Annotated in this window: 11 protein-coding genes; 3 read left to right on the plus strand and 8 right to left on the minus strand. The window is 72.9% G+C overall.

The annotated features are described in order from the left end of the window. The first annotated feature begins 242 nt into the window (after window positions 1-242). Window positions 243-1,460 carry an alpha/beta fold hydrolase gene (locus AC07DS_RS45985; RefSeq protein WP_479154692.1) on the plus strand — a complete coding sequence of 406 codons (1,218 nt, stop codon included), beginning with the start codon at window positions 243-245 and terminating at the stop codon, window positions 1,458-1,460. A 21-nt stretch (window positions 1,461-1,481) separates the two neighbouring features. Here AC07DS_RS45985 and AC07DS_RS45990 read toward each other — a convergent pair whose 3' ends face one another. Then, window positions 1,482-2,633 carry a glycerate kinase gene (locus tag AC07DS_RS45990; RefSeq protein WP_479154693.1) on the minus strand — a complete coding sequence of 384 codons (1,152 nt, stop codon included), beginning with the start codon at window positions 2,631-2,633 and terminating at the stop codon, window positions 1,482-1,484. A gap of 149 nt (window positions 2,634-2,782) precedes the next feature. Here AC07DS_RS45990 and AC07DS_RS45995 point away from each other — a divergent pair, with 149 nt between their 5' ends. Next, on the plus strand, window positions 2,783-3,856 hold the full coding sequence (locus AC07DS_RS45995) for an ADP-ribosylglycohydrolase family protein (RefSeq protein WP_479154694.1): 1,074 nt from the start codon (window positions 2,783-2,785) through the stop codon (window positions 3,854-3,856). A 28-nt stretch (window positions 3,857-3,884) separates the two neighbouring features. Further along, window positions 3,885-4,400 carry an NUDIX domain-containing protein gene (locus AC07DS_RS46000; RefSeq protein WP_479154695.1) on the plus strand — a complete coding sequence of 172 codons (516 nt, stop codon included), beginning with the start codon at window positions 3,885-3,887 and terminating at the stop codon, window positions 4,398-4,400. A 37-nt stretch (window positions 4,401-4,437) separates the two neighbouring features. On the opposite strand, the gene fdxA is transcribed toward AC07DS_RS46000, so the two are convergent. From fdxA to AC07DS_RS46035, 7 genes are all read right to left on the minus strand, one after another. Beyond that, window positions 4,438-4,758 (minus strand): ferredoxin, encoded by a 321-nt coding sequence (fdxA, locus tag AC07DS_RS46005; RefSeq protein ID WP_479154696.1) that lies wholly within the window; start codon window positions 4,756-4,758, stop codon window positions 4,438-4,440. Continuing rightward, window positions 4,755-5,882: a flavodoxin-dependent (E)-4-hydroxy-3-methylbut-2-enyl-diphosphate synthase gene (gene ispG / locus AC07DS_RS46010; RefSeq protein ID WP_479154697.1), complete on the minus strand. Its 1,128-nt coding sequence runs from the start codon at window positions 5,880-5,882 to the stop codon at window positions 4,755-4,757. The genes fdxA and ispG overlap by 4 nt, the downstream gene beginning before the upstream one ends. Before the next feature lie 13 nt (window positions 5,883-5,895). Further along, window positions 5,896-7,743: a 1-deoxy-D-xylulose-5-phosphate synthase gene (locus AC07DS_RS46015; protein WP_479154698.1), complete on the minus strand. Its 1,848-nt coding sequence runs from the start codon at window positions 7,741-7,743 to the stop codon at window positions 5,896-5,898. 28 nt (window positions 7,744-7,771) lie between these two features. Continuing rightward, the gene (gene ispH / locus AC07DS_RS46020; RefSeq protein ID WP_479154699.1) at window positions 7,772-8,761 is read right to left on the minus strand and encodes a 4-hydroxy-3-methylbut-2-enyl diphosphate reductase; all 990 of its coding nucleotides are present in this window, start codon (window positions 8,759-8,761) and stop codon (window positions 7,772-7,774) included. Further along, window positions 8,758-10,155 carry a pentalenene oxygenase gene (gene ptlI / locus AC07DS_RS46025; protein ID WP_479154700.1) on the minus strand — a complete coding sequence of 466 codons (1,398 nt, stop codon included), beginning with the start codon at window positions 10,153-10,155 and terminating at the stop codon, window positions 8,758-8,760. The genes ispH and ptlI overlap by 4 nt, the downstream gene beginning before the upstream one ends. 46 nt (window positions 10,156-10,201) lie before the next feature. Beyond that, window positions 10,202-11,212, minus strand: a complete 1,011-nt coding sequence (gene ptlA / locus AC07DS_RS46030) for a pentalenene synthase (RefSeq protein WP_479154701.1) — start codon at window positions 11,210-11,212, stop codon at window positions 10,202-10,204. A gap of 300 nt (window positions 11,213-11,512) precedes the next feature. After that, a partial coding sequence (locus AC07DS_RS46035; RefSeq protein ID WP_479154702.1) for a polyprenyl synthetase family protein occupies window positions 11,513-12,461 on the minus strand: 949 nt, incomplete at its 5' end.

The raw sequence follows: 12,461 nt of genomic DNA on the forward strand, positions 1-12,461 counted from the left end.
CTCCGGGCGGCCACCACCACCCCCCCCCCCCCCCCCCCCCCCCCCCCACACCCCCCCCCCCCCCCCCCCCCCCCCCCCCCCCCCCCCACACCCGTTTTGCGTTCAAGGGCTGCGGCCGGCTCCCCTTTGCCCCGTCAACTACCCCTGTTTCCTGCCGATTTGCACTGATTCAGGGGTAGGGGGACGGTAGAAACAGGGGTATTTACTGATATTAATCCCACCATGCGGATGGGAGGACGGCCATGCCCGGACCCGTGCAGACGGACCACTCGGTCACGCACAAGTCGAACAATCCGGCCAACGCGAACAAGCAGGTGAACCTCTTCGTCCGGGAGTGGAACGGCACCCAGCCGGGCCACGACCCCGAGCCGGTGCTGATGCTCCACGGCAGAAGCGTCCCGGTGCTCGCCGGATACGACCTCGTGCTCCCCGGAGTGCCCGGGGACGACGCCATCCGGTACAGCTGGGCCCAGCAGCTGGCCAGGGACCACTACGACGTGTACATGATGGACGTACAGGGCAACGGGAAATCGCCACGCCTGATGATGGACGACCCGTGCAACGCCAACCCGGCCCAGCGGGACGACGTGCTGGGCGCGCTCGCGGCCGCGTGCGGGACGCCCCCGTACCCGCACGAGTTCGGCACCTCGCAGAGCGAATGGTCGGAGCTGGCCACCGTCGTCAGGTTCGTCAGGTCACGGTGCATGAACAAGCCGATCCACTTCGTCGGCTGGTCCGCCGCGGGACCGCTCATGGGTCCGTACGCCCTCCTGCACCCCGCGGAGGTCAGGAGCCTGTTCCTCCTCGCCCCGATCTTCGCACCGCTGGGACGGTGGTCGGAGAATCCCGTCGACCCGTTCGGGCTCCCCAAAGGGGTCACGAACCTGCCCGTGTACCCGCCGCAGGCCATGTTCGGCTTCCCGATGCACGTCAACAGCAAGACCGGCTTCAAGGTGGCGTGGGACCGCGAGACGGGCAGCCCGCTCCAGCGGGAGCCCGGCATCGATGACACCGTGTGGGCCGCCATGATGGACAGCGACCCCGTCGGCGCCAAGTGGGGTCCCCTGCTGCCGGACGGCACGCACGAGGGCGTCCACCGGTTCCGGAACTCGTTCTGGTGGGGCTGGAACAACCAGACCGCGGCGTACAACGGCGTGCTCGGCAACCAGGTGCCCGTCGCCCTCGTCCACGGCGAGCTGGACAGGACGGCCAACACCCCGGAGACCCTCCCGGTGCCGCCGGTCCTGCGCTTCTCCGTCCCGGCCCTCTACAAGGCCGTCGCGGGGCCGGACAAGCTGATGTTCCAGCTGGCGGGCGCGGGACACTCCATGGTCTGGGAGCGCCCCGCGAAGACCCTGCACCAGATCACGAAGCAGTGGCTGGACCACCAGCAGGTGTGGGGCCGCACGAGCGGCAGCTACTACCGGGACGTGGACGGGGAGCTGACCGAACTGCAGTAGGACCGGCCGTGCGGCGACGGCTCAGAGCAGGAAGTCCTGGCCGATCCGCTCCGCGACCCGCTCCAGGATCGGCCCGGCGTCCGCGATGCACTTCGCCACGTCCGGCTCCACGGACGTCAGCGGGTACGCCCGGCCGATCCCGGCCCGGTGCAGCGCCTCCTCCGGCAGGGCTAGCCGACCGCACACCGCCACGACGTCCTTGCCGGCCGCCCGGGCCGCCGCGGCGACCCCCGCCGGCGCCTTCCCGTGCAGGGTCTGCTCGTCCAGCGAACCCTCGCCGGTGATCACCAGGCCGGCCCGGTCCAGCGCCGGAGCGAAACCGAGCACGTCCAGCATGACCTCGATGCCGGGGCGGAAGCGGGCACCCAGGAGGAGGGCGCCGTAGCCGATGCCGCCGGCCGCACCGGCGCCCGCTGCCGCCGCGTGCTCGGCGGCGCGCGGCCCCACGGCCGTCTCCAGGACCTCGGCGAAGTGGGCGAGGGCCGCGTCCAGGGACGCCACGTCGTCCGGCGAGGCGCCCTTCTGCGGCCCGTACACCGCGGGCGCGCCCTTCGGTCCGGTCAGCGGGTTGTCGACGTCGCTGGCGAGGACCAGCTCCACTGCGGACAGGCGCGGGTCGATACCGGACAGGTCCGCGCGTGCCAGCTCGGCGAGACCGCCGCCGCCCGGCGGGACCGGCTCGCCGTCCTCGTCCAGGAACCGGGCGCCCAGCGCCGACAGCATCCCGGCGCCACCGTCCGTCGTGGCGCTCCCGCCGACGCCGAACACGATCGTCCGCGCGCCCGCGTCCAGCGCGGCCCGCAGCAGCTCTCCCGAGCCGTACGTGGAGGCGGTCAGCGGCGCGAAGACACCGGCCGGCAGCCGCTGCAGGCCGCTCGCCTCGGCCATCTCCACCACCGCGGTGTCGCCGCGCAGCGCGAACGCGGCCGTCACCTCCTGGCCGAGCGGCCCGGCCACCCGGATCTCCCGGCGCTCGAAGCCGGCCGCGACCGCCGCGTCCACGGTTCCGTCGCCACCGTCGGCCACGGGCAGCGCCTCGACGTCGAGGCCGGGCACGACCCGGCGCAGCCCGGCCGTCACCCGCTCGGCGACCTGCACGGCCGTCAGCGAGCCCTTGAACTTGTCCGCGGCGATGAGCACCCTGCGGGTCTCGTTCACTGCAGCGTCCGCCACCTTGCTTTCCCCTTGCTCTCCGGGCCCCGCGCACGTCAGGGCCAGTCGCGCCGCTGCGACCTTAACCGGAGGACACCCCCGTCGTCATGCCCCGACCGAACCCTGGGCAGCGCCTGGGACCCGGCCGGGAAAACGGGTAGACCCCAGCCATGAGCAATCAGGGCACCGGACCGGACCTCGCCGACCGCATCCACGGGGGCTGGCTCGGCCGGATCGCGGGCAACATGCTCGGCAAGCCGGTCGAACAGGGCGAGGTGTGGACCCGCGAGCGCATCGACCGCTATCTGCGGAAGGCCGCCGCCCTGCCGCTCACCGACTACCTGCCCGAGCCCGCCGACGCGGCCGACGGCGCCGTGCTGCGCCCCGAGTGGCGCCAGTGCGTGCGCGGCCGTGTCCACGGCAGCTGCCGCGACGACGACGTCGACTACGCCGTCCTCGGCCTGCACCTGCTGGAGACCCACGGGTTCGACTTCAGCACCGAACAGGTCGGCGACCTGTGGCTGCTCAGGCTGCCGTACCTGCAGACCTTCACCGCGGAGCGGGCGGCGTACCGCAACCTCGCGAACGGTCTGAAGCCGCCGCTGACGGCGACGTACGACAACCCGTACCAGGAGTGGATCGGCGCGCTGATCCGTGCCGACGTCTACGGCTGGACCTGCCCGGGCGACCCGCCCCGCGCCGCCGCGCTGGCCCGCCGGGACGCGGTGCTCTCGCACACCGGCAACGGCGTCTACGGCGCGATGTTCGCGGCCGCGCTGATCTCGGCGGCGTTCACCGCGCCGGGGATGCGGCAGGCGCTGGAGGCCGCGCTGGCCGTGATCCCGGCGAGCAGCCGGCTGGCCCGGACCGTGCGCCGGGTCGTGTCCCTGCACGAGACCCGGCTGCCCTGGGAGGAGACGCTGGCCACGGTGTCCGCGGAGACCGCCGGCCTCGGCTGGATCCACACGGTCCCGAACGCGGCCGTCCTCACGGCCGGGCTGCTGTACGGCGACGGCGACTTCACCCGGACCATCGCCCTCACCGTGCGCGGCGGCCTGGACACCGACTCCAACGGGGCCACGGCCGGTTCGGTGGCCGGGGTGCGCACGGGCGCGGCGGCCGTCCCGGACCAGTGGAAGGACCCGCTGGAGGACACGGTGCGAAGCGCGGTGTTCGGTTTCGACGGGGTACGGATCAGTGCGCTGGCCGAGCGCACCCTGCGCCTGGCGTCGCCTCCGCCGTAGCCGTGCGCTGCCTGGTTACCCTTCCTGCGTGACCACGACTAGTGATTTCGCCACATACATCGCGAGCCTCCCCCGCGTGCTGGCCGGTGCCGCCGCGCTCTTCCGGGACTACGAGGGGCGCGTACTGCTCGTCGAACCCAACTACCGTGAGGGCTGGGCCCTTCCGGGCGGCACGATCGAGTCGGACGACGGCGAGACGCCCCGCCAGGGGGCGCGCCGCGAAACGCTCGAGGAGATCGGCCTGGACCGGGAACTCGGCCGGATGCTGGCCGTCGACTGGGTGCACGGCACCGGCAGGCCGCCGCTGGTGGCCTACCTGTACGACGGGGGTGTGCTGCCCGAGACCGAGTTCAAGGCCATCCGGCTGCAGGAGGAGGAGCTGCTGTCCTGGCGTCTGGTGGCCCGTGAGGAGATCCCCGAGTACCTGCCCGGTGCCCTCGGCCGCCGTGTCCTGGCCGCGCTGGACGTCCTGGCTCAGGGCACGGGCACGGCGGAGCTGGAGAACGGCCACCGGGTGGCCCAGGACCTGTCCCCCAGGTCCTGATGCCGCCGGGGGCGGTGACCCCGGCGGCGGGAGCGTCTCAGGCCGTGCGGACCGGCTGCCCGGTGACGACTGGGTGGTCACGGTCGATCAGCCCGTGGGCCGCGGCGCCCCCGGGCGAGCCGAGGTCGTCGAAGAACTCGGCGTTCGCCGCCTTGTACTGCGCCCACTCCGCGGGCGTGTCGTCCTCGTAGAAGATCGCCTCCACGGGGCAGACCGGCTCGCAGGCTCCGCAGTCCACGCACTCGTCGGGGTGGATGTACAGGGCGCGCTGTCCTTCGTAGATGCAGTCGACGGGGCACTCCTCGATGCAGGCCTTGTCCTTGACGTCGACGCAGGGCTGGGCGATCACGTAGGTCATGGAAGCTCCTTCTCCCTCTCCATCTGCTCGGCGAGCTTGAGTGCCTCGTCGATGAGGGTCTCCACGATCTTCGATTCGGGCACGGTCCGGATAACCTCTCCCTTGACGAAGATCTGCCCCTTGCCGTTGCCGGAGGCGACACCGAGGTCGGCCTCGCGGGCCTCGCCCGGGCCGTTGACCACACAGCCCATGACGGCGACGCGCAGCGGCACCTCCATGCCCTCCAGCCCGGCGGTCACCTCGTCGGCGAGCCTGTAGACGTCGACCTGGGCACGGCCGCAGGACGGGCAGGACACGATCTCCAGCCGGCGCTGCCGCAGGTTCAGCGACTCCAGGATCTGGATGCCCACTTTGGCCTCCTCGGCGGGCGGGGCCGACAGCGACACGCGGATGGTGTCGCCGATGCCCTCGCCCAGCAGCGCGCCGAAGGCCACCGCCGACTTGATCGTGCCCTGGAAGGCGGGGCCGGCCTCGGTGACACCCAGGTGGAGCGGGTAGTCGCACTGCTCGGCGAGCAGCCGGTAGGCACTGACCATGACCACCGGGTCGTTGTGCTTGACGGAGATCTTGAGGTCCCGGAATCCGTGCTCCTCGAACAGCGAGCACTCCCACAGCGCGGACTCCACCAGTGCCTGCGGGGTGGCCCTGCCGTACTTGGCGAGCAGGCGCCGGTCGAGGGAGCCCGCGTTCACCCCGATCCGGATCGGGACGCCCGCGTCCCCCGCGGCCCGGGCGATCTCCGCGACCTTGTCGTCGAACTGCCGGATGTTGCCCGGGTTGACGCGGACCCCCGCGCATCCGGCGTCGATGGCGGCGAAGACGTAGCGGGGCTGGAAGTGGATGTCGGCGACGACGGGGATCGGGGACTTGCGGGCGATGGCCGGCAGCGCGTCCGCGTCGTCCTGCGAGGGGCAGGCGACCCGGACGATCTGGCAGCCGGCCGCGGTCAGCTCGGCGATCTGCTGGAGGGTGGCCCCGACGTCGGCGGTCGGGGTCGTGGTCATGGACTGGACCGAGACGGGCGCGTCGCCGCCGACGGCGACGGAGCCGACCCTGATCTGCCGGCTGACGCGGCGTGGGGCGAGGCGCAACGGCACGGTGGGCACCCCGAGCGAGACGGACATGGCACGTTTCTCCTCAGTGTGGGGGTACGGCTGGGTGGGGTACGGCGCGGTGGGTGCGGCGCACGGCGGCGCGGCTGTACGTCAGTGCCGCCGCCAGATCGTCGGCGACACGAGGAGCGGTGAGTCCGGCGGACTCGAGGATCTCGGAGCGGGAGCCGTGGGCGAGGAACCGCTGGGGCAGGCCGAAGACCCGCACCGGGGCGGGCGCTCCCGCGTCGCTCAGCGCCTGGGCGACCGCGGACCCGGCTCCGCCGGCCCGGCCGTTGTCCTCGACCGTGGCGACCAGCCGGTGCCCGAGGCTCAGTTCGACCAGGGCCGGTGGCACCGGCTTGATCCAGCGCGGGTCGACGACGGTGACGCCGACGCCCTCCCGGGCGAGCAGCGCGGCGGCCTCGAGGCAGGTGCCGGCCATCGCACCGACTGAGACGAGAAGCAGGTCCGCGTGCTCCCCCCGCCGGAGCACGTCGACCCCGCCGACGGCACGGACGGCGGGTATGTCCTCGCCCGTCGTGCCCTTGGGGAAGCGCAGGGCGGTCGGGCCGTCGTGGACGGCGACGGCCTCGCGCAGGGCGCGGCGCAGGGTGGCTGCGTCGCGGGGCGCCGCGAGCCGCAGCCCGGGTACGAGGTTCAGCAGCGACAGGTCCCACATGCCGTTGTGCGAGGGGCCGTCGTCGCCGGTGACGCCCGCCCGGTCCAGTACCAGGGTGACCGGGGCGCGGTGCAGGGCCGCGTCCATGAGTAGCTGGTCGAAGGCGCGGTTGAGGAAGGTGGCGTAGATCGCCACCACCGGGTGCATCCCGCCCAGGGCCAGGCCCGCGGCGGCGGTGACCGCGTGCTGTTCGGCGATGCCCACGTCGAGGGTGCGCTCCGGGTGGCGGGCGGCGAACTCGGTCAGGCCGGTCGGGTGGAGCATGGCCGCGGTGACGGCCACCAGGTCCGGCCGCTGTGCGCCGAGTTCGGCCAGTTCCCGGCCGAACACGGCGGTCCAGGAGGGCGAACCGTCATCGCTGGGCCGGCCGGAGCGCAGCGGACGTACGGCGTGCTGCCGGTCCGCCTCGTCCTGTTCGGCCGGGGCGTGGCCGCGGCCCTTCTCGGTGACGCAGTGCACGACGACGGACCGGCCGAGTTCCCGCGCCCGGCGCAGGGCCGCCTCCACGGCCGTGATGTCGTGCCCGTCCACGGGCCCGAGGTAGCCGAGGCCCAGGGTCTCGAACAGGCACTCGGGGGTGGTCTCGGTGCGCAGCGCGGTCAGGTGCTCGGCGATGCCGCCGGTGGTGGGGCTGTAGGAACGTGTGTTGTCGTTGAGCACCACGATCACCGGGTGGCCGGGGGCGGTCGCGATGTTGTTCAGTGCCTCCCAGGCCATGCCCCCGGTGAGCGCCCCGTCCCCGAGGACGGCCACCACGGCGCGGTCCGTGTCCCCGCGCAGCCCGTACGCTCGGGCCGTGCCGGCCGCCCAGGACAGCACGGTGGAGGCGTGCGAGTTCTCGATGACGTCGTGCGGGGACTCGGCCCGGCACGGGTACCCGGACAGTCCTCCGCGCTGCCGGAGCGAGCCGAGTGCGCCGGCCCGGCCGGTCAGGATCTTGTGGACGTAGGACTGGTGGCCGGTGTCCCACAGGATGCGGTCGCGGGGGGACTCGAACACGCGGTGCAGGGCGACGGACAGTTCGACGACCCCGAGGTTGGGGCCGAGGTGTCCGCCGGTGCGGGTGACCGTGTCCACCAGCAGCCGCCGGATCTCCGGTACGAGCCGGTGAACCTGCTGCACGGACATGGCCCGCAGATCCTCGGGGCTGTCCAGCTCCTCGACGATGCTCTTCCCGGTGCTGGTCTCCGGCGCGCGTGTCTTCGTCGTCACGCGGGTCTCCTCTGCTGTGTCCATCGGTTCATCCCACCTGTGCCTCGTCGGCCAGCGGGGTGCGCGGGATCCGGCCGGTGACCGGGTCGGCCAGCCGGGCCGGCAGGGCGAAGACCACGTCCTCGGGCATCGCCTGCTGCAACTCCACGTCGTCGTGGCCGAGTTCGGTCAGCAGGGCGAGGAGCCCGCGGACGAGCACCTCGGGCGCGCTGGCCCCGGAGCTGACGCCGATGCTCGCCACGCCGTCCAGCCAGGCCTCCTGGAAGTGGTCCCGGTCGGGGACGAGGTGGGCCCGGCAGCCGTGTTCGCGGGCCACCTCGACCATCCGCAGGGAGTTGCTGGAGTTGCCGGATCCCACGACGAGGACCAGGTCGTGACGGCGTGCCAGGTCCTTGACGGCGTTCTGCCGGTTCTGGCTTGCATAGCAGATGTCGTCGCCGCCGGGGGCGACGATGTCCAGGAACCGCGCGCGGAGCGCCTCGACCACCTTGGCGGTCTCGTCGAAGGACAGGGTGGTCTGCGTGAGGAAGGCCACCGGGGTGTCGTCCGGCAGGTCGAGCCTCGCCACGTCTTCCACCGTCCCGACCACGACGGTGCGTTCGGGTGCCTCACCGAGGACGCCGTCGACCTCCTCGTGGCCGGCGTGGCCGACCAGCAGGACGGTGCGGCCGTCGCGGGCGAAGCGCAGGGCCTCCTGGTGCACCTTGGCCACCAGCGGGCAGGTGGCGTCGATGACCTCCAGTCGGCGGCGGTCCGCGCCGGCCCGGACCGCCGGGGAAACGCCGTGCGCGGAGAAGACGCACAGGGCGCCGTGCGGGACGTCCTCCTCGCTGTCCACGAAGACCGCGCCGCGCTTCTCCAGTTCGGAGACGACGTAGTGGTTGTGCACGATCTCCTTGCGCACGTACACCGGTGCGCCGTGCAGGTCCAGGGCTCGCTCCACGATGCCGATCGCCCGTCGTACACCGGCGCAGAAGCCGCGCGGCCGGGCCAGCTCGACCTTCCCGGTTCCGCTCACGTGGCGTCACCCCCGCCGAGGCGGGGCGAGGGGACCGCACCGGCCGTGGGGCGCTCGGCGCGGGTGCTGATCCGCAGCCGCAGCCTGCGGGGGTGGTAGACGGTGGCCAGCGGGACCGGCCGGACGTCGGCGTCGGGCTCGCAGGTGATCCGCCACTTGCCGAGGATGGTGGCGAGTCCGAGGGTGGCCTCGGTGCGGGCGTACAGGTCGCCGATGCACTTGCGGGCGCCGGTGCCGAACGGCATGAACGCCTGCCGGGCGAGCGGGTTGACCCGGTCGGGCAGCCAGCGGTCGGGGTCGAAGCGGTGCTCGTCGGGGTAGGCCTCCTCGTTCAGCGCCACCGCGGCGGGGCTGAAGACGATGGTGGTCCCCTTCGGCAGCTGCCGGCCCGCCAGTTCGGTGTCGGCGGCGGTGAGCCGGGTGAACAGCCAGGCCGGCGGGTGCAGTCGGAGGGTCTCGCTGATGATCCGGTCGGTCAGCGAGAGGTTCGGCAGGTCGTCCCACTGCGGTGTCCGGCCGCCGAGGACGGTGTCGATCTCCTCGTACAGCGCGGCCTCGATGTCCGGGTGCTGGGAGAGCAGGTGGAAGATCCAGGTGAGGGTGCCGGCGACGGTCTCGGTGCCGGCCGCCATGACGGTGATGACCTGGTCGTGGATCTCGGTGTCGTCCAGCCGGCCGCCGTCCTCGTCGCGCGAGGCGAGCAGGGCGGAGAGCAGGTCGTCGTGTTCGGCGTCGTCGCGGCGGTAGTCGTCGATGAGCTGCTGGGTGGTCGTGTGCAGGTAGTCCAGGTTGCGGCGGTAGCGGCGGTTGGCCGGGGTGGGCAGGCGGCGCAGGAAGCGGGGCAGGAACATCTGCCGGAACAGCCCGTTGAGCACGGTGTCGAAGGCGCGCTCCACGCCGTCGGCGAGTTCCTTGCTGACAGGCGTGGAGTACAGGGTGCGGGCCACCGTGCGCAGGGCCATGCCGTACAGCTCCGGGAAGGCGTCGACGACCATGCCGTCGTGCCAGCGGCCGGTGGTGGCCTCGATCTCGGCGTGCATGGCGGTGGCGTAGCGCTTGAGCTGGGAGCGCTGGAAGGCCGACTGCATCAGCCGGCGCTGTCGGCGGTGGTCCTTGAACGGGCAGGTGACCAGGCCGTTTCCGGCGATGTCACGGGCCCGGTCGTAGAAGACGCCGCCCTTGTCGTAGGTGCGGTCGTTGGTCAGCACATCGCGCAGGAGTCCGGGGTGGCAGGGAACGTAGGCGGAGGTCGGACCGATCTTGATCTTCACCAGGTCGCCGTGGGCGGACAGCGACGACATGAAGCGTACGGGCTGGCGCATCATCTGCAGGGCGTGGCCGACGACCGGGACCGCCCCGGGGGCCGTTCCGGCGGTGTAGGTCTGCTGGGACATCGCAACCTCACATCGGGTGGGTGGTCGGGGGTCTGGGGCGAAGCCCCTAGCGGCTGCTGCCGAGTTCTTCGAGGTAGCCCTGGACGCTGGCGGCCACCGCGAACTCGGCGTCGTAGCGGCCCGAGGAGCGGTGCCAGTCGTAGGAGCCGCGGATCACCGTGCGCACGGCGTCGGTGCGGTACCGCTCCACGGCCTCGCGCTCGGCGGCGTCGAGTTCGTAGATGTCGCACACCTTGGACAGGCAGCTCTCCAGCAGGAGGTACTGGGAGAGGCGGGCGTGCACCTCGTCCTGGAGATGGGCGATGCTGCGGCCCTTCGGCCAGCCGTGCTCCCGCTGCAGGATGAAGACCAGGTTGTTCCGCTCGCCCCGGGCCTCCTCCTTCTCCAGTGAGGCGATGTCGTTGAACATCAGGTTGACGTCGATGGCGATCTGCAGCATCGCGGAGAGCACCGCGCTGTCGAAGACCCGCTGGGGCACCTCGAAGCGCCCGGCTGCCTCGGCCATGTCCACGGTGGGCTGGACGCCGATGGTCTGCCGACGCACGGCCAGGTACTGGGCGGCGCTGTCGTAGGGGGTGTCGTGGAAGCGGCTGAGGGCCTCGTCGACGTATCCGGTGAAGTAGTTGCGCCAGTGCCGTGCGCTGCGTGCGCGCCAGGAGGCGGACATGCCCGCGCAGCTGCGGTGCCAGATGTCGGCGAAACCGTGTGCGATGGGCGGTGCGGTGGCGGACAGCGGGCCGTCGAGGGCGGCCGCGACCGCGTCGGTGAGGCTGCGGGTCTCCTCCGGGTCCTCGCCGCGCGGTCCGTCGAAGAGGTCGTCGAAGAGGAAGAACCACGACATCAGGTCGACGCCCAGGTCGAGGTCGGCGCCGGTGGTGTGCGGGTAGAAGCGCGAGGCCAGGTCGGCGTAGGCGCCGCGCAGATGGCGTGCGGCAGCGGCCTCGGTGGTGATGAGGCCCAGGGAACGCGGCCACTCCAGCTGGTCGGCCTCGGCGCGGCGGTGGTCGGGGCTCTGCCGGCCTGGCAGCGGTATTCGGAAGTCGATGTCCTGCGGCATGGTGATCTCCGTGATGGGGCGCTGGGGGGAAACGGCGGTGGCGTGGGGCGGCGGGTCATGTCCCTCGGGAGGACGACCGGGCGGCGCCGCCCGGCGGCGGATGCGGACGGGTGGGGGGAGACCGCGGGCCACGCTGCCCACGGCCGGAGGGAGGCTCCGGGGCGACGCTGCCCGCGGAGCCGGGGGCCTGCCTGCCGGCACCGTCGCCCTCGGGGGTGGCGGCGGGGCCTCGGCCCGTGTCCCTCACGGTCCTCGGCACTGCTGACAGATCTCTTACGGGGACTGGTCCGGCCGGAGTTCTCACACCTCGCGGCGGACGATGAACCGCCCGATCGCGAGCAGCTCCTCACAGGTGCCGGCGTCCAGACCGGCGCCGCGCAGCGCCGCCTCGCCCAGCGCCATCCGGCGGGCCGCCTCGGCCTGGGCCCAGGCGCGGCCGCCCGCGGCCTCGATCAGGTCGGCGGCGCGGCGCAGTTCCGCCGGGCCGGGGTCGCCGGGCGCGGCCAGCCACGCGGCCAGTTCGACGCCGAGGGTGCCGCCCTGGTCGAGCGCGTAGGCGACCGGGAGGGACTTCTTGCGGGCGCGCAGATCGGAGTGGACGGACTTGCCGGTGGTGGCCGGGTCGCCCCAGATGCCGAGGACGTCGTCGGTGAGCTGGAAGGCGAGGCCGACCTGCTCACCGTAGAGCGCGAGGGCGTCCACGGCGGGCTGTGGCGCCCCGGCCAGCAGGGCACCGATGGCAGCGCTCGCCGCCAGCAGCGCACCGGTCTTGCCGCCGGCCATCTCCAGACACTCCTCGACCGTCACGTGCCGGCGCTGTTCGAAGGCCATGTCCTGGACCTGGCCGTGGATCAGCCGGCGCGTGGTGCGGGCGAGGAGTCCGGCCGCGGGTGCCGCGGTGGGCAGCCCGCAGTCGAGCAGCACCTCCTGGGCGAGGGCCAGCAGCGCGTCCCCGGTGAGGATCGCGCTGGAGGCGCCCCACAGCGACCAGACGGTACGGCGGTGGCGGCGCTCCTCGTCACCGTCCATCAGGTCGTCGTGCAGCAGGGAGAAGTTGTGCACCAGTTCGACGGCGACCGCGCCGGGCAGTGCGGTCTCGGGCCGCGCGCCGACCGCCTGGGCCGACAGCAGGGCGAGGGCGGGGCGTACGGCCTTGGGGGGGGGGGGGGGGGGGGGGGGGGGGGGGGGGGGGGGGGGGGGGGGGGGGGGGGGGGGGGGGGGGGGGGGGGGGGGGGGGGGGGGGGGGGGG

It is taken from the genome of Streptomyces sp. NPDC044064, from assembly GCF_056434245.1.